General features: G+C 67.9%; 15 protein-coding genes. 11 read left to right on the forward strand and 4 right to left on the reverse strand.

The features are described from left to right. Nucleotides 1-2 precede the first annotated feature (2 nt). Both VG543_RS10060 and VG543_RS10065 read right to left on the reverse strand, forming a co-directional pair. Nucleotides 3-479 (reverse strand): SixA phosphatase family protein, encoded by a 477-nt coding sequence (locus VG543_RS10060; RefSeq protein WP_019661948.1) that lies wholly within the window; start codon nt 477-479, stop codon nt 3-5. Nucleotides 480-528: 49 nt separating this feature from the next. Continuing rightward, nucleotides 529-1,158, reverse strand: coding sequence for an AAA family ATPase (locus VG543_RS10065; protein WP_423178895.1), 630 nt, complete (start codon nt 1,156-1,158; stop codon nt 529-531). A gap of 123 nt (nt 1,159-1,281) precedes the next feature. Here VG543_RS10065 and VG543_RS10070 point away from each other — a divergent pair, with 123 nt between their 5' ends. After that, nucleotides 1,282-2,766: an AAA family ATPase gene (locus VG543_RS10070; protein WP_021204083.1), complete on the forward strand. Its 1,485-nt coding sequence runs from the start codon at nt 1,282-1,284 to the stop codon at nt 2,764-2,766. A gap of 590 nt (nt 2,767-3,356) precedes the next feature. On the opposite strand, the gene VG543_RS10075 is transcribed toward VG543_RS10070, so the two are convergent. Next, on the reverse strand, nt 3,357-3,992 hold the full coding sequence (locus tag VG543_RS10075; RefSeq protein ID WP_019661950.1) for a tetratricopeptide repeat protein: 636 nt from the start codon (nt 3,990-3,992) through the stop codon (nt 3,357-3,359). Nucleotides 3,993-4,161: 169 nt separating this feature from the next. Here VG543_RS10075 and VG543_RS10080 point away from each other — a divergent pair, with 169 nt between their 5' ends. Beyond that, on the forward strand, nt 4,162-7,848 hold the full coding sequence (locus VG543_RS10080) for an indolepyruvate ferredoxin oxidoreductase family protein (protein ID WP_423178896.1): 3,687 nt from the start codon (nt 4,162-4,164) through the stop codon (nt 7,846-7,848). Between the two features lie 85 nt (nt 7,849-7,933). Here VG543_RS10080 and VG543_RS10085 read toward each other — a convergent pair whose 3' ends face one another. After that, nucleotides 7,934-8,548: a DUF938 domain-containing protein gene (locus VG543_RS10085; RefSeq protein WP_019661952.1), complete on the reverse strand. Its 615-nt coding sequence runs from the start codon at nt 8,546-8,548 to the stop codon at nt 7,934-7,936. 696 nt (nt 8,549-9,244) lie between these two features. On the opposite strand from VG543_RS10085, the gene VG543_RS10090 reads away from it, so the two are divergent. From VG543_RS10090 to VG543_RS10130, 9 genes are read left to right on the forward strand one after another with little or no spacing between them, the layout of a single operon-like run. Then, nucleotides 9,245-10,876: a TldD/PmbA family protein gene (locus tag VG543_RS10090; protein WP_423179130.1), complete on the forward strand. Its 1,632-nt coding sequence runs from the start codon at nt 9,245-9,247 to the stop codon at nt 10,874-10,876. Nucleotides 10,877-10,907: 31 nt separating this feature from the next. After that, entirely contained in the window at nt 10,908-12,542 is a 1,635-nt protein-coding gene (locus VG543_RS10095) for a TldD/PmbA family protein (protein WP_423179129.1), read from the forward strand. A gap of 21 nt (nt 12,543-12,563) precedes the next feature. After that, complete coding sequence (locus VG543_RS10100; protein WP_423179128.1) at nt 12,564-13,898, forward strand: TldD/PmbA family protein; 1,335 nt, start codon at nt 12,564-12,566, stop codon at nt 13,896-13,898. Next, a complete protein-coding gene (locus VG543_RS10105; RefSeq protein WP_111098123.1) occupies nt 13,898-14,605 on the forward strand; it encodes a DUF4159 domain-containing protein in 708 nt (235 codons plus the stop codon). Before VG543_RS10100 ends, VG543_RS10105 begins: the two co-directional genes overlap by 1 nt. A gap of 16 nt (nt 14,606-14,621) precedes the next feature. Beyond that, nucleotides 14,622-15,605 carry an AAA family ATPase gene (locus tag VG543_RS10110; RefSeq protein WP_155028765.1) on the forward strand — a complete coding sequence of 328 codons (984 nt, stop codon included), beginning with the start codon at nt 14,622-14,624 and terminating at the stop codon, nt 15,603-15,605. Between the two features lie 7 nt (nt 15,606-15,612). After that, the gene (locus VG543_RS10115; RefSeq protein WP_423179127.1) at nt 15,613-16,509 is read left to right on the forward strand and encodes a DUF58 domain-containing protein; all 897 of its coding nucleotides are present in this window, start codon (nt 15,613-15,615) and stop codon (nt 16,507-16,509) included. After that, complete coding sequence (locus tag VG543_RS10120; protein ID WP_423179126.1) at nt 16,506-17,627, forward strand: BatA domain-containing protein; 1,122 nt, start codon at nt 16,506-16,508, stop codon at nt 17,625-17,627. Before VG543_RS10115 ends, VG543_RS10120 begins: the two co-directional genes overlap by 4 nt. After that, complete coding sequence (locus tag VG543_RS10125) at nt 17,624-19,786, forward strand: hypothetical protein (protein ID WP_423179125.1); 2,163 nt, start codon at nt 17,624-17,626, stop codon at nt 19,784-19,786. Before VG543_RS10120 ends, VG543_RS10125 begins: the two co-directional genes overlap by 4 nt. Further along, nucleotides 19,783-21,591 carry a hypothetical protein gene (locus tag VG543_RS10130; protein WP_423179124.1) on the forward strand — a complete coding sequence of 603 codons (1,809 nt, stop codon included), beginning with the start codon at nt 19,783-19,785 and terminating at the stop codon, nt 21,589-21,591. The genes VG543_RS10125 and VG543_RS10130 overlap by 4 nt, the downstream gene beginning before the upstream one ends. Nucleotides 21,592-21,606: the final 15 nt, after the last annotated feature.

Here is a 21,606-nt window from a genome sequence, read left to right on the forward strand (position 1 = left end):
GATCACGGCCACCAGAACGCGTTCAGGCTGGCCACGCCCGGCTCGATCGAAGCCTCGCGCGGGAAGCCGAGCACGGCAATGCCGGCCGGCGGCATGCCGCGGTAGTCGCTGCTGGTGCCGTCGGTCATCAGGGCCACCAGCTGCTCCAGGCCCGGGTTGTGGCCCACGATCAGCACCCGGTCCAGGTCGCGACGCTCGTCCACCAGCGCCGCCAGGGTGCCCGGGGTGGCTTCGTAGATCCGGTCTTCCAGGCGCTTCTCGACATAGCCGATGGCCGTCATCACCGCTTCCAGGGTCTCACGGGTACGTCGCGCCGGCGAGCACAGCACGCAGTCCGGCAGCAGGTTGTTCTCCTTCAGCCACTTGCCGGCGGCTTCGGCTTCGGCCAGCCCCACCGGTGACAACGGCCGGTCGAGGTCGGCCTGGCCGGGGGTCGCCGGCTCGGCATGGGCATGGCGCAGCAGGATCAATTCACGCATCGCGGGTTTCCATGAAGAAGAGGATGCAGCAGGAAGGGTGATGCAGGCATCAAAGCTTCAGCCAGGACAGCAGCGGCTCCCAATCGGCCTGGTGCTCGCGCACCTGGGCCGAGCGGTAGTCGAACAGGCTGCGGCCAAGGCCGGTCATGACCACATAGCTCTGGCTGTCGCGCAGCTGCGCGACCACCGGGTACGGCCATTCACCCAGCATCTGCAGCGCCTGCTGCGAGGTCTGGGTCCAGGGCTTGGTACGGTTGAGCACCAGACCCACTGGCAGCTTGCGGCTGTGCACGCGCGGGTTCTGGGCCAGGCTGTTGAGGAAACCGACGATGGCTTCGATATCCAGCGCCGAGGGCAGCACCGGCACCACCACCGCATCGGCAGCGTCGAGGAAATGGGGAATATCGTCGGCCAGGGCGCCGGCCGGCGCATCGATGATGACGGTGTCGGTACCGTCGGGCAGCTTCTGCACCCACTGCTTCTTCCGATATACGTCGATCGGCAGCACCGCACTTTCCAGCCCGGCACGGCGTTGTGCCCAGCGGGTGCTGGAGCCCTGCGGGTCGGCATCGGCAATCACCGTGGCCTTGCCCTGCAATGCCGCGTACGCGGCCAGGTGGGTGGCGACGGTGGTCTTGCCCACCCCGCCCTTGGAACCGGCCACCAGGATCGTCTTCATGCCAGCCTCGCTTCCGGGTACGTTCCCCGAGCGTACACCGGCGATGGTGACGGGAGGTAGCGTCGTGCTGAACCAGCGGCCATCGCCTTTGCTATCGTGGCGCTCCCGAAGGATCGAACCGGCATGAGCGAACTGCAGGACCTGAGCGCGTTGATCCGCGCCAATACCCCACTGATCGTGATCGAGACCCAGGACGAGGGTCGCATCGTCGAGCTGTTCCGGCAGACGCTGATGCACGTATGGCGGGCGCTGCACCGCTGGTCGATCACCGAGGGCCTGCGCCGCATCGACCTGGACAGTGAAGACCCGCCGGTCGGGCCACCCGATGCCAGCGCGGCCCTGCAGATGATCCGCCAGGCCGACCAGCGCGGGGTCTACCTGCTGCTCGATTTCCACCCGTACCTGGGCTATGCCAGCCATCAGCGCGCCCTGCGCGACCTGATCCAGCGCCGCCACAGCGAGCCGCATGTGCTGGTGCTGATCGGTGCCAAGGTGGAGCTGCCGGCCGAGCTGGAAGCGTTGGCGGTGCGCTTCAACCCGCGCCTGCCTGATGCCAACGCCCTGTTGAAGATGCTGCGCGAAGAGGCCGACGCCTATGCGCGCGAGCACGGCGGCCGCCGGGTCGAAGTCGACAGCGAGGCGGTGAAGAAGATCCTGAAGAACCTGCAGGGCCTGAGCCTGGTCGATGCCCGGCGCATCGCGCGCCAGCTGATCTACGCCGATGGCGCGCTGCGCGACGACGACCTGCCGCAGCTGGCACGGCTGAAGTTCGAGCTGCTCAACCGCAGCGGCCACCTGTTCTTCGAGCATGACAGCGCGCGCTTCGGCGATGTGGCCGGCGCCAACCGGCTCAAGCGCTGGATCAGCCAGCGGCGCGTGGCCTTCATCGCCGGCTCGGCGCCGGCCGGGCTGGACCCGCCGCGCGGCATGTTGCTGCTGGGCGTGCAGGGCTGCGGCAAGTCGATGCTGGCCAAGGCCACCGCCGCCGGCTTCGGTGTACCGCTGCTGCGCCTGGACGTGGGCGCGCTGTACAACAAGTACCACGGCGAGACCGAGGCCAACCTGCGCCAGGCACTGGCCTCGGCCGAGCAGCTGGCACCCTGCGTGCTGTGGATGGACGAGATCGAGAAGGGCCTGGCCAGTGGTGGCGAGGACGGTGGCGTATCACGCCGTGTACTCGGCTACCTGCTGACCTGGATGGCCGAGCGCAAGGCGCCGGTGTTCATCGTCGCCACCGCCAACCAGGTGCACGAGCTGCCGGCCGAGCTGCTGCGCAAGGGCCGCTTCGACGAGATCTTCTTCGTTGACCTGCCTTCGCCTGACGTGCGCGTGGAACTGCTGCGGCTGCACCTGGGCCGGCGCCAGCTCAATGGCGACGACTTCGCGCTGCCGGCGCTGGCGGCCGCGGCCAATGGTTTCTCCGGCGCGGAGATCGAGCAGGCGATCGTGGCCGGGCTGTATGCAGCGCACGCCGAAGGCCGGCCGCTGGACACCGAGCTGCTGATGAACGAGATCCGCGCCACGCGGCCGCTGTCGGTGCTGATGGCCGAGCAGGTGGAGGCATTGCGGGCGTGGGCGTCGGGACGGACGGTTTCCGCAGACGACTGAGGTTTCCCGCGAACGGCGCAGCCCCTCGTGGCGGCTGGTTGACCGTGAACATCAAAAGCCGCGCTTGGCCGGGCGGGATGGATTCGCGGGGGACGCCGTCAACCCGTCCATGGGGGCTTGGCCGCGGCATCCATGCCGCGGACACCCCCGCGAACCCACCCCGCCCGGCCTCTGACAATTTCCGAGTGCGTCCGCCACGGAAAAGAAAAAAGAAAAGCAGAAGCAGAAGCAAAAGCAAAAGCCGGTTGGTTGGCCGCCTTCTGTAGAGCCGAGCCCACGCTCGGCTGCTCTTCGATCAGATATCGAATAGTCGATTCCGATACAGATTCATCCACGCATGGCGTGGATCTACCGTGTCGACCAAGGTCGACACCTACCCACAGCCGCGAAAATCTGTCGAAGGCGGGGCACTGTGGGTTTGCGGGGTGTGAGCCGCATGGATGCGGCGACCAAGCCCCCATGGATGGGTTTACGGCGTCCCCGCAAACCCACAGTGCCCCGCCATCCCACCGGAAGACCGCTGTTGCTGTTGCTTTGGCTTTGGCTGTTGCCTCTGCGGGTGCCGGGTGCAACCCGGCCGAACCCCTCCCTCAGGGCCAGGCAGGCGGTGCGGCCGCCCAGGCCTGCTGCACTTCGGCCAGCGACGCACGCTCATCCTCGCGCCACTGCGGCAGCAGCTGCGCATAGTTGGCCGTGGTATTCCACTGCGTCGGCTCGGTGCGTACCGCAGCCGCATACCACTGCACCGCCTCCTGCTTCTGCCCCATCCGCCACAATGCCAGCGCATAGGTCGGCGGCACCCAGCTCGGCTTGGTACGCGCATTGGCGGCCGAGGCCAGCCACTGTTCCAGCGCCGCCTCTGGCTTGCCCTGGCGCAGCAGGTCCCAGCCGTAGTTCCAGCGCACGCTGCGGCCACTGCTGCTCTGTGCCGGGGCCTCTTTCATCGCCTCGGCATACAACTGCTCGGCCAGCTCGCCACGGCCCTGCGCACCGGCCACCGAGGCCAGTTGTACCGTGGCCTCGACCGCACGGCGGCCGCGTTCACGCAGCTTGACCAGCTGGGCGACCAGATCATCGCCCCCGCCCTGCACCGCCACCATCGGCGTGGCCGCCGGGTCATTGTCGAAGTAGAACTCCTGTGGTGCCGGCATGGCCGGCGCGGCCCACGCCGTGGCCGCTCCCGAGGCCAGCAGCACGCTGGCCAGGATCTTTCCTGGAACTGACATCCCTTCTCCCCAGGCCGCGACTGCAGCCTCCCTCTCTCTCCCCGATCCTAACCCCAGCACCGCCACGGGCGCGAGTGCCGGGGCCTGCGCGGCCCCGCTGCTACAATTCGCGCCTTTCCCGCTGCGTGCGTGCACGCGGCCGGTGCCAGCCGATCCTACCGGGCCAGCCATGACCAGTACCGCGCAACTCACTTCGCCCTCTTCCGCCGACCTGCTCGACCGTGACTACACGCTCGACCACAAGTACACCCGCAACGAGGGGCGGATCTACCTGAGTGGCGTGCAGGCGCTGGTGCGGCTGCCGCTGATGCAGCGCCTGCGCGATGCCGCCGAAGGCATCGACAGCGCCGGCTTCGTCAGCGGCTATCGTGGCAGCCCGCTGGGTGGCTTCGACCTGGAACTGTGGCGCGCGCGCAAGCATCTTGAAGCGGCGAAGGTGAAGTTCACCCCGGGCCTGAACGAGGACCTGGGCGCCACCATGGTGTGGGGCACGCAGCAGACCAACCTGTTCCCCGGCGCCAACGTGCAGGGCGTGTTCGGCATGTGGTACGGCAAGGGCCCTGGCGTGGACCGCTGCGGCGACGTGTTCAAGCATGCCAATGCCGCCGGCACCTCGCGCTACGGCGGCGTGCTGGCGCTGGCCGCCGATGACCATGCCTGCCGCAGTTCGACCCTGCCGCACGGCAGCGAAGACGAATTCGTCAGCGCGATGATGCCGGTTCTCAACCCCGCCGGCGTGCAGGACATCCTCGACATGGGCCTGCTGGGCTGGGCGATGAGCCGTTACACCGGCCGCTGGGTCGGCTTCAAGACCATTGCCGAGACGGTGGAATCGTCGGCCTCGGTGCAGGTCGATCCGATGGCGCGCCGCATCGTGCTGCCGGAAGACTTCGAAATGCCCCCGGGTGGCCTCAACATCCGCTGGCCGGACCCGCCGCTGGACCAGGAGATGCGCCTGCACCGCTATGCGGTGAAGGCCGCACAGGCGTTCGCCCGCGCCAACGGCATCGACAAGGTGGTGATGGACGCGCCGCGCGCGCGGCTGGGCATCGTCACCACCGGCAAGAGCTACCTGGACGTGCTGCAGGCGCTGGAATACCTTGGCCTGGATGAAGCCGCGTGCGCCGACATCGGCATCCGCGTGTACAAGGTCGGCATGACCTGGCCGCTGGAACCGCAGGGCATCGCGCGCTTCGCGCAGGGCCTGGAAGACATCATCGTGGTGGAGGAGAAGCGTGCCTTCATCGAGCGCCAGATGAAGGAACAGTTCTTCAACTGGCCGGCCAGCTGGGGCCACCGCCCGTCCATCGTCGGCAAGTACGATGAAAGCGGCGAATGGATCCTGCCGTCCACCGGTGAACTGACCCCGGCCACCATCGCCGGCGTGATCGGTCGCCGCATCCAGAGGTTCTTCAACAACGAATCGATCGAGCAGCGCCTGCAGTGGATGCAGGAGAAGGAAGCCGAGCTTGCGCTGCCGCGCGCCAGCTTCCCGCGCGTGCCGCATTACTGCTCGGGCTGCCCGCACAACACCTCCACCACGGTGCCGGAAGGCTCGCGCGCGCTGGCCGGCATCGGTTGCCATTACATGGTGACCTGGATGGACCGCAGCACCGACACGTTCACCCACATGGGCGGTGAAGGCGTGACCTGGGCCGGGCAGGCGCCGTTCACCGATACCCCGCACGTGTTCCAGAACCTGGGCGACGGCACCTATTTCCACAGCGGCTCGCTGGCGATCCGCCAGGCGGTCGCCGCCGGCGTCAACATCACCTACAAGATCCTCTACAACGATGCGGTGGCGATGACCGGCGGCCAGCCGGTGGACGGCCCGTTGAGCGTGCCGGACATCGCAAGGCAGATGCGCGCCGAAGGCATCCACACCATCGTGGTGCTGTCGGACAACATCGGCAAGTGGACCGCCCAGCGCGAGCATTTCCCCAGCGATGTGGAGTTCCATGACCGCAGCGCGCTGGATGAAGTGCAGAAGCGCCTGCGCGAAGTGAAAGGTGTTTCGATCCTGATCTACGAACAGACCTGCGCCACCGAGAAGCGCCGGCGCCGCAAGCGCGGCAAGCTGGAAGATCCGGCCAAGCGGGTGATGATCAACTCGCTGGTCTGCGAAGGTTGCGGCGACTGCGGCAAGAAGAGCTTCTGCGTGTCGGTGCTGCCGAAGGAAACCGAATTCGGCCGCAAGCGCGAGATCGACCAGTCCAACTGCAACAAGGACTATTCCTGCGTGAATGGCTTCTGCCCGAGCTTCGTCACCGTGCACGGCGGCCAGCCGCGCAAGGGCAGCAAGCGCGATGCCTCCACGCTGCTGGACAACCTGCCGGCGCCGACGATCCGCGGCACGCTTGAGCAGCCCTGGAACATCCTGATCACCGGCGTCGGCGGTACCGGCGTGGTGACCATCGGTGCGCTGCTGGGCATGGCCGGCCACCTGGAGGGCAAGGGCGCGACCGTGCTCGACCAGACCGGACTGGCGCAGAAAGGCGGCGCGGTGACCACGCACATCCGCATCGCGCGCCGCCCGGACGACATCCACGCCGTGCGCATTGCCGCTGGCGAAGCCGACCTGGTGCTGGGCTGCGACATGGTGGTGGTCAATGATTACTGGGCGCTGTCAAAGGTCCGCGCCGGCCGCTCGCAGGTGGTACTGAACACCTATGAAGCGATGCCGGGTACGTTCACCACCCGCCCGGACATGCAGTTCCCCGCCGCCGACATCATCGCCGGCGTGCGCGTGGCACTGGGCGGCCAGGAGCCGCTGCTGCTCGATGCCACCCAGCTGGCCACGGCGCTTCTGGGCGATGCCATCGCCGCCAACCTGTTCATCCTCGGCTATGCCTGGCAGCAGGGCCTGGTGCCGCTGTCGTTCGAGTCGCTGATGCGCGCCATCGAGCTGAACGGCGCCGCCGTGGCGATGAACCAGCAGGCCTTCGCCTGGGGCCGCCTGGCCGCGGTCGATCCGCAGGCAGTGCAGCAGGCAGCCGGCTTGGTGCGCAACCGCCACACCGATACCGAATCCACCCCGGGCCCGCTGCATCCGCTGCCGCCGGGCGAATGGGAGGGCAACGAATGGGGCGCCACCGCTGCACCGCGCAACACCGGCGACGAACGCGAGCTGCGCGGCCTGCCCTCGCACGGTGGCGACGTGGCATTCCTGCCGCTGGACGACGCGCGCCTGTCGCGCTCGCTGGATGAAATGATCGAGCGCCGCGCCGCCTTCCTGGTCGAGTACCAGGATGCTGCCTACGCCACGCGTTACCGTGATCTGGTGGCACGCGTGCGCGCTACCGAAGCCGAGCGTATCGGCGGCTCCACCGCGTTGACCGAGACGGTGGCCCGCTACCTGTTCAAGCTGATGGCCTACAAGGACGAGTACGAAGTGGCCCGCCTGTACACCAGCGGCGACTTCCAGCGACGCCTGCAGCAGCAGTTCGAGGGCGACTATCAGCTGCGCTTCCACCTGGCGCCGCCGCTGTTCGCCAGGAAGGACGAGCAGGGCCGGTTGCTGAAGAAGGAATACGGCCCGTGGATGTTCAAGGCGTTTGGCTTGCTGGCGAAGCTGAAGTTCCTGCGTGGCGGCCGCTTCGACGTGTTCGGCCGCACCGAAGAGCGGCGCATGGAGCGCAAGCTGATCAGTGATTACGAGGCCACTGTGCAGGTGCTGCTGGATGGCCTGGATGACGACCGCCTGGCGCTGGCGGTGGAGATCGCCAGCATTCCCGAACACATCCGCGGCTTCGGCCACGTCAAGGAAGCGCATTTCGAGCAGGCCAAGGCGCGCGAAGCGGCCCTGCTGGCGCAGTGGCGCAATCCGAAGGCGCTGCATATCGTGCAGGTGGCTTGATGGTAGTGCCGGCCGCTGGCCGGCATTCATCCCGGCATTCATCCCGGCAATCGGTTGCCGGCCAGCGGCCGGCACTACCGATGGATTACCCCAGCCGCCACAGCAGCAGGCGATTGTTGGCCGGCATCGCCACATCGCCCAACCGGGTGAATCCGTTGTCGGCCGCCAGCGCCTGCACCGCTTCGCTGTCGCGGATGCCGCTGCGCGGATCACGTGCCTTCAGCCAGGCATCGAACTGCGCATTGCTGTCGCTGGTGTAGCGGCCACCGTAGTTGAACGGGCCATACACCGCCAGCAGCGCACCGTGGCGCAACAGGGGCGGCAGCGCCGCGAACAATGACTGGACGTGTGCCCAGCTCATGATGTGCAGGGTGTTGGCGCTGAATGCGGCATCGAACGTACTGCCCGGTGCCAGGTTCAGGCCGGGCGCTGGCGGCAGTTCCACCTGCAGCGCTACCGGCGGCAGCAGATTCAGCAATGCCGTTTCGGCACGCCATGCCTCGATGCCTGGCAGGTGGTCCGGATGATCACTGGGCTGCCAGCGCAGCCAGGGCCAGCGCTCGGCAAAGAAGGCAGCATGCTGGCCGGTGCCGCTGCCGATCTCCAGCACCCGGTGGCGGTCGCCCATCCACGGGTCGAGCGCGGCGGCGATGGGTTCGCGGTTGCGTTCGCAGGCTTCTGAATACGGCTTGCTCGACATCAGGACGGGGGCCAGGCGGGGTCGGCCCCATTGTGCACGAGGGGGTGTTGCTCGGCAGGGCTGCGCCCTGCACCCGCAGAAGCCGGAGCAACGGCAACAGCCAAAGCAACAGCAACAGCAACAGCGGGCTTCCTGAGGGATGGCGGGGTGGGTCCGGTTGCGGGGGACGCCGTAAACCCGTCCGTGGGGGCTTGGCCGCGGCATCCATGCCGCGGACACCCCCGCAACCGGAGCCACCCCGCCTTCGACAGTTTTCTGCGGTCTGTTGGAACGGCTCCTGGGGTCAGATCCGTTTTCCGGAGGAAACGGATCTGACTCCAGATCGATTTCGATATCTGACAGATGTGTCGACCAAGGTCGACACCTACCAACAGTCGCGAAGATCTGTCAGAGGTGGGGCGGTGTGGGTGGGCAGGACCGTTGGCGCCATGGATGGCGCCATCGAGCCCCCATGGATGGGTTCACGGCGTGTCCTGCCCACCCACACCGCCCCGCCATCCCACGGAATGCCGCTCTGGCTCTGGCTCTGGCTTTGGCCGTTGCATTGAGCAGGTGCAGGACTGCAAGCCCTGCCGAAACCCTCCCAACCATGACTGCAGTCACTTGCCCGCACGCGCCGCGCTGGCGAAAGTCGAGAAGTTGACGTGATCGGCTCGACCCATTGTCGGCCGCACGCAAGCGAGAGAGAGAAACGCTGTGCAACGACGTGAGTTCCTGGCTTTTTCCGGTCTGGGCCTGGCGGGCCTGCTGCTGCCGCATTCCCGTGCCATCGCCGCCGAGCAGTTGCTGGCCCCGGTCGACACCGCCCAGCGCAGGCGCCTGGCCGAGGTCGCGCTGGCCGCCGCACGCACCGCCAAGGCCAGCTACTGCGATGTCCGCATCGGCCGCTATCTCAACCAGTCGGTCATCACCCGCGAACACCAGGTCGGCAATGTGACCAACCGCGAATCATCCGGTGTGGGCGTGCGGGTGATCGTCAACGGCGCGTGGGGCTTCGCTGCAACCCATCAGCAGACCGAGGCCGCCGTGCGCGCCGCGGTCGAGCAGGCAGCGGCAATCGCCCGCGCCAATGCCGGCATCCAGACCCGGCCGGTACAGCTGGCGCCGACGCCGTCGGTCGGCGAAGTGCGCTGGCAGACGCCAGTGCGGAAGAACGCCATGGCGGTGCCGATCCAGGACAAGGTCGAACTGCTGCTGGCGCTCAACGCCGCCGCGCTGGATGCGGGCGCCGACTACATCAATTCCACGTTGTTCCTGGTCAACGAACAGAAGTACTTCGCCTCCAGCGACGGCTCGTTCATCGACCAGGACATTCACCGCATCTGGCTGCCGTTTACCGCCACCGCCATCGACAAGGCCAGCGGCAGGTTCCGTACCCGCGCCGGCCTCTCCTCGCCGATGGGCATGGGCTACGAGTTCCTCGATGGCGATGCGCGTGGAAAGGTCCAGCTGCCCGGCGGCATCACCGCCTACCGCGATTCCTACGACCCGGTCGAAGACGCCATCGCCGCTGCCCGCCACGCACGCGAGAAGCTGAAAGCACCGTCGGTGAAGCCCGGCAAGTACGACCTGGTGCTGGATCCGTCCAACCTGTTCCTGACCATCCACGAGAATGTCGGCCACCCGCTGGAGCTGGACCGCGTGCTTGGCTACGAAGCCAACTATGCCGGTACCAGCTTCGCCACGCTGGACAAGCGCGATGCCGGTTTCCGCTGGGGCAGTGACATCGTCACCTTCTTCGCCGACAAGACCCAGCCGGGCAGCCTCGGTGCGGTTGGCTACGACGATGAAGGCGTCAAGACCCAGCGCTGGGACCTGGTGCGCGACGGCATCCTGGTCGACTACCAGGCCACCCGTGACGAGGCCCATATCCTCGGCCGCAACGCCTCGCACGGCTGCAGCTACGCCGATTCCTGGTCCAGCGTGCAGTTCCAGCGCATGGCCAATGTCTCGCTGGCGCCCGGCAAGCAGCCGCTCAGCGTCGAGGACATGATCAAGGACGTGGAGAACGGCATCTGGATCCACGGCCGTGGCTCGTATTCGATCGACCAGCAGCGCTACAACGCGCAGTTCGGCGGCCAGCTGTACTACCAGATCAAGGACGGAAAGATCGCCGGCATGGTCGAGGATGCGGCCTACCAGATCCGCACGCCGGAGTTCTGGAACGCTTGTACCGCCATTTGCGATGAGCGCGATTTCCGCCTGGGCGGTTCGTTCTTCGACGGCAAGGGCCAGCCCGGCCAGGTCTCGGCGGTCTCGCACGGGTCGTCCACCACCCGCTTCAACGGCATCAACATCATCAACACCGCGCGCAGTCTCGGCGCATGAGCCCCCCCATCCTTCGACGTGGAGAGCAGCCTTGCAAAGACGTGACTTCCTGGCCCTGACCGGGCTTACCGCGGGCGGGCTGATCGTGCCCTCCTTCTTCGGCAAGGTGATCGCCGCCGAGCAGCTGCAGTCCAGCCTGGACCCGGCGTTGAAGAAGCGCCTGGCCGACGCCGCACTGCAGGCCGCACGCAGCGCCGGCGCCACCTACTGCGATGTGCGCATCGGCCGCTACCTGCGGCAGTTCGTGATCACCCGCGAGGACAAGGTGCAGAACGTGGTGAACACCGAGTCCACCGGCGTCGGCATCCGCGTGATCGTCAACGGTGCCTGGGGCTTCGCCGCCACCAATGCGCTGGGCACCGCCGAGGTGGCCAGGGCCGCGCAGCAGGCCGCAGCGATCGCCAAGGCCAACGCCGGCGTGCAGACCGCGCCGGTGCAGCTGGCCAAGGCGCCGGGTGTGGGTGAGGTGAGCTGGCGCACGCCGATCCGCAAGAATGCGATGGAGGTGCCGATCAAGGAAAAGGTCGATCTGCTGCTGGACGTCAACGCCGCGGCGATGGGCGCCGGCGCCAGCTTCGTCAATTCGATGCTGTTCCTGGTGAACGAGCAGAAGTACTTCGCCTCCACCGACGGCTCCTACATCGACCAGGACGTGCACCGCATCTGGGCGCCGATGACGGTCACCGCCATCGACAAGTCCAGCGGCAAGTTCCGCACCCGCGAGGGCCTGTCCTCGCCGATGGGGCTGGGCTACGAGTACCTCGATGGCGCCGCCGCCGGCAAGGTGCACAGCCCCAATGGCGTGGTCAACTACAGCACCTCCTACGACATGAAGGAGGACGCCGTCGCCGCCGCCAGGCAGGCGCAGGAAAAGCTGAAGGCACCGTCGGTGAAGCCGGGCAAGTACGATCTGGTGCTCGACCCGTCACACACCTGGCTGACCATCCACGAGTCGATCGGCCACCCGCTGGAGCTGGACCGTGTGCTCGGCTACGAAGCCAACTACGCCGGCACCAGCTTCGCCACCCTGGACAAGCGCGAACAGCAGTTCCAGTACGGCAGCGAGCTGGTCAACATCTTCGCCGACAAGACCCAGCCGGGCAGTCTGGGCGCGGTGGCGTACGACGATGAAGGCGTGAAGTGCAAGCGCTGGGACCTGATCAGCAACGGCAAGCTGGTGGATTACCAGACCATCCGCGACCAGGCCCACATCCTCGGCAAGAGCGAGTCCGACGGCTGCTGCTATGCCGACTCGTGGTCCAGCGTGCAGTTCCAGCGCATGGCCAACGTGTCGATGGCACCGGGCAAGAAGCCGCTGAGCGTGCCCGACCTGATCAAGGACGTGGAGAACGGCATCTACATCATCGGTGACGGTTCGTTCTCGATCGACCAGCAGCGCTACAACGCGCAGTTCGGCGGCCAGCTGTTCTACGAGATCAAGAACGGCCAGATCACCCGCATGCTGGAAGACGTGGCCTACCAGATCCGCACGCCGGAGTTCTGGAATGCCTGCACCGCCGTGGCCGACGAGCGCGACTACCGCCTGGGCGGTTCGTTCTTCGACGGCAAGGGCCAGCCGGGCCAGGTCTCGGCGGTCTCGCACGGTTCGTCCACCGCGCGCTTCAACGGCATCAACGTCATCAACACCGCACGCAGCCTCGGCTGATCGGTCAGGAGCCCTTACACCATGAGTATCTTCACCGAAGCCCAGGCCAAGGCCATCCTCGACAAGGTCATCGCCCTGTCCAAGGCCGACGAGTGCACCGCCGTGCTGTCCGGCACGATCAGCGGCAACATCCGTTTCGCGCTGAACAATGTCTCCACCAGCGGCATCGTCGACAACACCGAGCTGGCGGTCACCGTCGCCTTCGGCAAGCGCGTCGGCACCGCCTCGATCAACGAGTTCGACGACGCCGCGCTGGAACGCGTGGTGCGCCGTGCTGAAGACCTGGCGCGCCTGGCCCCGGAGAACCCGGAGTTCATGCCGGCCATCGGCAAGCAGAGCTACCGTCCCAGCCCGACCTTCAGCGAATCCACCGCCGCGATCGATCCGGCCTTCCGCGCGAAGGTTGCCGCCGATTCGATCGCCCCGTGCCGTGGCAACGGGCTCATTGCCGCCGGCTTCCTCGAGGACGGCCAGGGCTTCCAGGCGACCGCCAACAGCAACGGCAACTTCGCCTACCAGCGCACCACCAACTTCGATTACACCTGCACCGTGCGTACCGAAGATGGCCGCGGTTCGGGTTGGGTCGGCCGCAACCTGAAGGATGCTGCCGACTTCAAGGCCGACCAGGACATCCGCATCGCCATGCGCAAGGCCACTGAATCGGCCGAAGCCAAGGCGCTGGAACCGGGCAAGTACACGGTGATCCTGGAGCCGGCCGCGGCGGCAGGCCTGATCAGCTTCATGATGAACTTCTTCAGCGCACGCTCGGCCGATGAAGGCCGCAGCTTCCTGTCAAAAAAGGGTGGCGGCAACAAGCTGGGCGAGCAGGTCTACGACCCGCGCGTGACCATGATCGCCGACCCGTGGCATCCGGAGGCGCCGGTGCTGCCGTGGGACAACGAAGGCCTGCCGCGCGAACGCATGGCGATCATCGAGAACGGCAGGATCGCCAACCTGGACTACTCGCGTTTCTGGGCGCAGAAGCAGGGCAAGACCGCCAAGGCCTCGCCGGGCAACCTGCTGATGAGTGGTGGCGACAAGAGCACCGCCGAGCTGGTACGCGGCACCCAGAAGGGTATCCTGGTCACCCGCACGTGGTACATCCGCATGGTCGATCCGCAGACCGTGCTGCTGACCGGCCTGACCCGCGACGGTACCTTCTACATCGAGAACGGCCAGATCAAGCATCCGGTGAAGAACTTCCGCTTCAACGAATCGCCGGTGATCATGCTCAACAACATCGAAGAGCTGGGCAGGCCGGTGCGCGTGGCCGGTGATGAATCCAGCTTCGTGATGATGATCCCGCCAATGAAGCTGCGCGATTTCACCTTCACCTCGCTGTCCGACGCGGTCTGATGGATCGCCGGGCCTGCCTGCGCTGGTTGGCTGCTGCCGCTTCGGCGGCGGCGCTGCCGGCCTGGGCACAGGCAGGCCCGCGCAGTTCGCGCTACGACTTCTGGTTCACCCGCCTGCAGTACGACTCCGGTGACTGGGACGTGGACGCGCGCATGCCGTCCAACCTGATCACCTCGCTGATCGACTACACCTCGCTGCGCGTGGACCCGCAGGAGCACGTGGTGGCACTGGCCGACCCGCGCATGCTGGAAGCGCCGTTCTGCTACCTGGCCGGCCACACGCTGGTGGAGTTCAATGGCGCCGAGCGGCAGAACTTCGTGCGCTATGTGCGCAATGGCGGCTTCGTCTTCGTGGACGACTGCAACCACGACATCGATGGCCTGTTCGCCACCTCGTTCGAGGCGCAGATGGGTCGCCTGTTCGGCCCGAAGGCACTGCAGAAGCTGCCCAACAGCCACCCGCTGTACCGCAGCTTCTTCCGCTTCCCCGACGGCCCGCCCGCCACCAGTTTCGAACTCAACGGCTGGGGCGACGACCTGGTGCACGACTACCTGAAGGGCATCGAGGTCGATGGTCGCCTGGGGCTGCTCTACAGCAACAAGGACTACGGCTGCGAGTGGGACTACGACTGGCGCAACAAGCGTTTCCTGGCCGAAGACAACACCCGCTTCGGCGTCAACATCGTGATGTACGCGTTGAACAACTGATAGGACCTGCACGCCCATGACCTCCCCCGACCTCGATTCCCTGCTGCCGCGCCTGGATGCGCTGCGCGCCGCGCTTGCACGCGCAGTGGTGGGCCAGAACACCGTGGTCGAGCAGCTGCTGATCGGCCTGCTGGCCGGCGGCCACTGCCTGCTGGAAGGCGCGCCCGGGCTCGGCAAGACCCTGCTGGTGCGCTCGCTCGGGCAGGCGCTGGAGCTGCAGTTCCGGCGCGTGCAGTTCACCCCCGACCTGATGCCCAGCGACATCCTCGGCACCGAGCTGCTGGAAGAAGACCACGGCACCGGCCATCGCCATTTCCGCTTCCAGCAGGGCCCGATCTTCACCCACCTGCTGCTGGCCGACGAACTCAACCGTACCCCGCCCAAGACCCAGGCCGCACTGCTGGAAGCGATGCAGGAGCGCACGGTCAGCTACGCCGGCACCACCTACGCGCTGCCCGCGCCGTTCTTCGTGCTGGCCACGCAGAACCCGATCGAGCAGGCCGGCACCTACCCGCTGCCGGAGGCACAGCTGGACCGCTTCCTGCTGCACGTGCTGGTGGATTACCCCAGCGAAGACGAGGAGCGGCAGATCCTGGAACAGACCACCGGCGGTACCACCGACGCGGTGCCGAAGGTGATGGATGCCGAAGCGGTGACCGCACTGCAGGCGGCCGTGCGCCAGGTGCATGTCAGCCCCGATGTGCTGGCCTGGATCACCCGCCTGGTGCGTGCCAGCCGGCCGGGCGAAGGCGCACCGGCAGCGATCAACCAGTGGGTGAAGTGGGGCGCCGGTCCGCGCGCCGGCCAATCGCTGGTGCTGGCCGCCAAGGCCCGTGCGCTGCTGCAGGGCCGGTTTGCCGCCACCCGTGAGGATGTGCAGGCGCTGGCCGCACCGGTGATGCGCCATCGCCTGCTGCTGTCGTTCGCCGCCGAGGCCGAGCAGAAGCGTGCCGACGACGTGGTCGCTGCGCTGCTGCAGGCCGTGCCGTTCCCGGGTTGAGCCACGCGTGAACGCAGGTACGCCGTTGACCCTGCCACCGGAACTGCGTGCGCGCCTGCGCCTACTGCGGTTGCGGCCGCGCCTGGCCAGCGGGGCGAGCGGCATCGGCCAGCACGCCAGCCGCAGCCGCGGTGCCGGTCTCGAATTCGCTCAGTACCGAGCCTACGAGCCCGGGGACGAACTGCGCCAGATCGACTGGAAGCTGTACGCGCGCTCGGACCGCTTTTTCGTGCGCGAATCCGAACGCGAAAGCCCGATCACGGTCTGGCTGCTGCTCGATGCCACCGCCTCGGCCGGCCAGGCCGATCGCGCGGCACCGCAGCGCACGCGCCTGGACCACATGCGCGGCGTGGCCGCCTGCGTGGTGGAACTGGCGCTGCAGCAGGGCGACCGTTTCGGCCTGCTGGCGATCAATGGCGATGGCCTGCGGCTGGTTCCCGCGGCGAACGGCGCACGCCAGCGTGATCGCGTGCATCTGCAACTGCATGCCTTGCAGGCGCGCGGCGCCTGGCCCGCGCCTGATCGCCTGCGCCCGCTGTGGGAACGCGTGCGCCCGGGCGACCTGCTGCTGGCGATCGGCGACGGTTTTGACGAGGCCGGCATTGTGCTGCTGGAACAGCTGGCCAGCGCACGCCGCGAAGTGGCACTGCTGCAGATCCTCACCGCCGACGAGCGTGACTTCCCGTTCGACGCCGGCCACCGCTTCCGCGACCCGGAAACCGGCGAGGAACTGCTGGGCGACGGCGCGGCGATCCGCGCCGATTACCTGCAGCGCTTCGCTGACGCACGCAGCGCATTACGTGCGCGCCTGCAGGCCGGCGGCATCGCCAGTGCCACCGGCTGGCTCGACCAACCGTTGGACCAGCCGCTGCAAGCGCTGTTCGGCCGTGGGGGCGCTGCATGACCCTGCTGTTCCCGCTCGGGCTGGCCGCGCTCGCCGCAGGGCTGCTGCCGCTGCTGATCCACCTGGCCCGGCGCCATCCGTACACGCCACTGGATTTCGCTGCACTGCGCTGGCTGCGTGCACAGATCCGGCCGCGCCAGCGCATCCGCTTCGATGACTGGCCGTTGCTTCTGGTGCGGCTGATGTTGCTGGCTGCATTGGCCTTTCTGCTGGCACGACCTGCGTTGACCGGCCCTGCCCCTGTCCCCGCTGCCTGGACGGTAGTGGCACCTGGGATGGACGCCGCCGCACTGCGCGGCACCGCCGAAGAGGGCAACTGGCACTGGCTGGCACCTGGCTTCCCCGCCATCGATCAGGCACCACCGGCATCCAGCGCATCCCTGCCCAGCCTGTTGCGCGAACTGGACGCACAGCTGCCCGCGGGCACCGCGTTGACCGTGCACGTTCCCGATCCCCTGCCCGGCCTGGATGGCGCCCGCCTGCAGCTGTCGCGCGACGTGCAATGGCACACGCAGCCGATGCCGGTCACACCGCCGCAGACTGCAGCGGCATTGCCGCAGCTGCGCGCGCACGGCGGGGCATCCGCCACTGCCCAGCACTGGTTGAACGCACTGCGGCGCGCGTGGGGCGTGCAGGCAACGCTCGCTCCGCTGTCGGTGGATGCCCTGCCCGAACGCGGCGAGATCGGCGTGTGGAGCCGCAGCGATGCACTGCCGGCGAACTGGCAGGCGTGGCTGCGCGACGGCGGTCGTGTCATCACCGCCGGCAAGCCCGCTGCCGACGCCCGCATCCTGCTGCGCGACGCGGAGGGCGCACCGCTGCTGTGGCAACAACGCGTCGGCCACGGCTATCTGCTGGCGCTGCCGGGCGACTGGAATACCACGAGCAACGCCGCGCTGCGCGATCCGAAGTTGCCGCGTGCCCTGCTGCTGGCGCTGCAGCCACCCACGGCTCCGCGCCTGGGCGATGCACGTGACCAGGCACCGCAGCGGGCCGCATTGCCTGCTGCAACACCACCGCTGCGTGAGCCGACGCCTTGGCTGTTGCTGGCTATCGTGCTGCTGTTCGCCCTGGAACGCTGGATGGCCAGCAGCGCCCGCCGCAGGATGGCCGCATGAATACCTTGCAGCACGCCTGGCAACGTGCGCGCCGGCGCCGTGCGCTCATCACCCTGCTGCTGGGCCTGCCATGGGCGCTGGCTGCGGCGGGGCTGGCCCTGCGTCTGGCAGGTTTCGATATCGCCTGCGTCGTCGGTACGATCAGCCTGCTCGCGTGTGCGGGCTTCGCCACTGCGCATGCCCGCCAACTGGACCGGCAGTGGCTGCAACGCCACCTTGATGGCAGCGGTGCCAGCGAGGACAGTGCCGATCTGCTGTTCGCCGATGCCGCCACGCTCAATCCGCTGCAGCAGCGCCAGCGTGCGCATGTGCTGGCCACGCTGGAATGCGCGATGCCGGAGCTGCGTCCACACTGGCCGCCTGGGGCATTGGCGCTGTGCTGGATCGCGGGCCTGGCCATTGTTGTTCTGGCAGTCGGCTGGCCACGTTCGAACCCCGGTTCCGCGCCAGTCCGCACCTCAGCGCCAGGCAGCACGGCCGCCGCAGACCCGCTACGCCTGCAGTCCACCCGCCTGCGCATCGACGCACCGGCCTATACCGGCCAGGCCACGCTTACCCAGAATGCGCTGGACGCCAAGGTCGCCGCCGACAGCCGACTGTCCTGGTCGCTGCGCTTCGACCGCGCACCGGACAAGGCATGGCTGCAGTTCCACGATGGTCGCAGGTTGCCGCTGAGCGAGCACGAAGGACAGTGGCAGGCGCAGGATGTGGCACGCGCGCCGGTGCTGTACCGCGTGGTGAGCGAACCGGCACTGGCAGAGACCCGCCTGCATCGGCTGGACGTGGTGGCCGACCGTGCACCCAGCGTGCGCGTACTGGAGCCCACGGCCAGCCTGGTGCTGGGCACGCCGGGGCAACGACAGTGGGCACTGCGCTTCGAAGCCAACGACGATTACGGTGTCGCGGCGCAGGCAACGCTGTCGATCACCACCACCCAGGGCAGCGGGGAGAACATCACCTTCGTGAAGCGCGGCATCACGCTTGCCGGCAGCGGCGAAGCCACCGCGCGACGTTTCGCCCATACCCTGGATCTGGCTGCGCTGGGCGCGCAGCCCGGCAACGATGTGATCGCCCAGCTGGAGGTGCGCGACAATCACGCGCCCACGCCGCAGACCGGGCGCAGCAGCAGTGTGATCCTGCGCCTGCCCAGCGCCGAAGTCGCGCTCGGTGCAGAGCTCGAGGGCCGCATCAAGAAGACCCTGCCTGCGTATTTCCGCAGCCAGCGGCAGATCATCATCGATGCCGAAGCGCTGATCCGGCAGCGACGCAGCCTGGCCGACGAGGACTTCGTGAAGCGCAGCGATGCGATCGGTGTCGACCAGCGCATCCTGCGCCTGCGCTACGGCCAGTTCCTGGGCGAGGAAAGCGAAGGTGCACCGAAGCCACCGCCGACCAGCGACCTGCCCACCAGCGATACGCCGTCCGCCGGCGACCACGACGACGATCACGACCATGGCGCCGAGGCCGGCGCGCACGACGCGCATGACCATGATCACGGCGGCAAGCCGACCAATGCCGATACGCCACCGGTGTTCGGCAGCGACACCGACGTTCTCTCCGAGTATGGCCACACCCACGACCACGCCGAGGCGGCGACCCTGCTCGACCCGCAGACCCGCGCCACGTTGAAGGCCGCGCTGGACCAGATGTGGTCGGCCGAAGGTGAGCTGCGCCAGGGCCGCCCGCAGCAGGCGCTGCCATTTGCCTACAAGGCGCTGGGCTTCATCAAGCAGGTGCAGCAGGCCGAGCGCATCTACCTGGCCCGGATCGGGCCGGAGCTGCCACCCATCGATGAAAGCCGCCGGCTGGGCGGTGATCGCGCCGGACTGGCCAGTCGCGAACTGCCATTGGCCGCGCGCACCCCGCCCGATCCGGTCATCGTTGAAGCCTGGCAGCGCCTCGGTGATGACAACGGCGCACCGGATCTCGATGCGCTCGCGGCCTGGCAGCAGCGCAACGCGGCCTACCTGCCCGATGCATTGGATCTGGCTGCGGCCATCGAGCAGCTGCGCATCGAGCCCGACTGCATCGACTGTCGCCAGCGCCTGCGTGCGCAGCTGTGGCGCGCGCTGCAGCGTCCACTGCCGCAGGCGATGCGGCGCAGTGCGGCCGATGCGATGGGCCAGCGCTACCTCGATGCGCTGGAGGCGCAGCCATGACCGCCACCAGCCTGAACCTGTGGATTGCGCTGGCACTCACTCTGGTCGTGGTCATCGCCAGCGTGCGCCAGTTGCGTGGAAGCACAATGCACCCTGGCCGCCGGTGGAGCGTGATCGCACTGCAGGTCATCGTCGCCACGCTGCTGTACTTCTGCCTGATGCCGCCCACCCGCCAGCAGCCCGCAGGCGGGCTGGTCGTGCTTGGCGTCGATGCCGGCAAGGCCGGCGCACCCCCGGCCAGCGAAGGCCAGCTGTTGCTGTTGCCCGAAGCTGCCGATGTGCCCGGCGCACAGCGCGTTCCCGACCTGGCCACCGCGCTGCGCCAGCATCCGGCCGCCACGCTGACGCTGGTCGGTGCAGGCCTGGCCGCACGTGACCGCGACGCGCTGCTGCCACCGGATATACGTTGGCAGGCTGCACCGGAGCCGCGCGGCTGGATCGCGCTGCAAGCACCGGCCGATGTGGCCCCCGGTGCACGCTTCGAAGTACTGGCCCAGGCGCGTGGCGCGGCAAAGGCCAAAGCAGAACTGCTCGACCCGGCCGACAGCGTAGTCGATCGCACGGACGTTGCCGACGACGGCCGCGTGCAGCTGAGCGGCATCGCCCGCGCCGAAGGCCGCAGCGTGTTCAAGCTGCGCCTGCTCGATGCCGACGGCCATGTGGTGGACAGCGTCCCGGTGCCGCAGCAGACCCTGCCGGCCGCACCGCTGCGCCTGCTGGTGCGCGCCAGTGCGCCGGGCCCAGAGCTGAAGTACCTGCGCCGCTGGGCGGCCGATGCCGGCATCCGTGTGCAGGTGCAGGCGGATGCCGGGGCCGGACTCAGCATCGGCGATGGCGCGGTGGCGATTGATGCAGCATCGCTCACGCGCAGCGATCTGCTGCTGCTGGACGAGCGCAGCCTCGCGGCATTGAGTGCAGGCCAGCTGGCCACCGTGCGCCAGGCACTGCGCGATGGACTGGGCGTGCTGGTACGCAGTGCGGGCGCACCTTCGGCCAGTGCGCGCCAGCGCCTCCGCGATCTGGGCCTGCCCGTGCAGGGCGATGGCAGCAGCCGCACCCTTGAACTTCCCGGCGATGGCGAAAGCGCGATCCTCGCCGCACGCCGTGGCCCACTTGCCGCCGGCACGTTGCCGACCGGCTACGGCGAAGAGGCCGATCGCAGCTCGCACAGTGCCGCGCTGCCTTCGCTGGAAGCACTGGCGTTGCAGCCGCCGGGCAGCAACGCGCTGCTGCACGATCGTGCCGGCAATGCCATCGGTGGCTGGCGCGCGGTCGGCAAGGGCCGCATCGGCCTGCTGCCCATCACCGACAGCTGGCGTTGGGTGCTGGCCGGCCGCGATGACCACCACGGCGAACTCTGGAGCGACGCGGTGGCCACGTTGGCACGCGCGCAGGACAGCGCTGATGCACTGTGGTCACCGCAGCCGATCGCCTGGGCAGGTGAACGACAGGCGCTGTGCGGTGTGCAGGCACCACTGCAGGCCTTCAACAAACGCGGCGACGACGTGCCCCTGATCGTCGATGGCACGGCGTCGGCGCTGCGCTGCGCCGGCTGGTGGCCCCGTGAGGCAGGCTGGCAACGCCTGCAGCATGGCGACAGCGTTGTCTGGCGCTACGTGTTCGACCCGAAGGATGCACCGACGCTGCATCGACAGGTGATGATCGATGCGACCACGCGGGCGTTGGCTGCCAGCACGCTGGCAGACGCGTCGGTGGTGCAACCCGTGCCGGGCTCGCGCTGGCCGTGGTGGCTGGCGTTCGTGCTGTGCGCCTCGCTGCTGTGGTGGCTGGAGCGGCGGCGCTGACCGCATCGATTGAAT

It is taken from the genome of Stenotrophomonas sp. CASM101, assembly GCF_049384845.1.
Lineage (GTDB): Bacteria > Pseudomonadota > Gammaproteobacteria > Xanthomonadales > Xanthomonadaceae > Stenotrophomonas > Stenotrophomonas hibiscicola.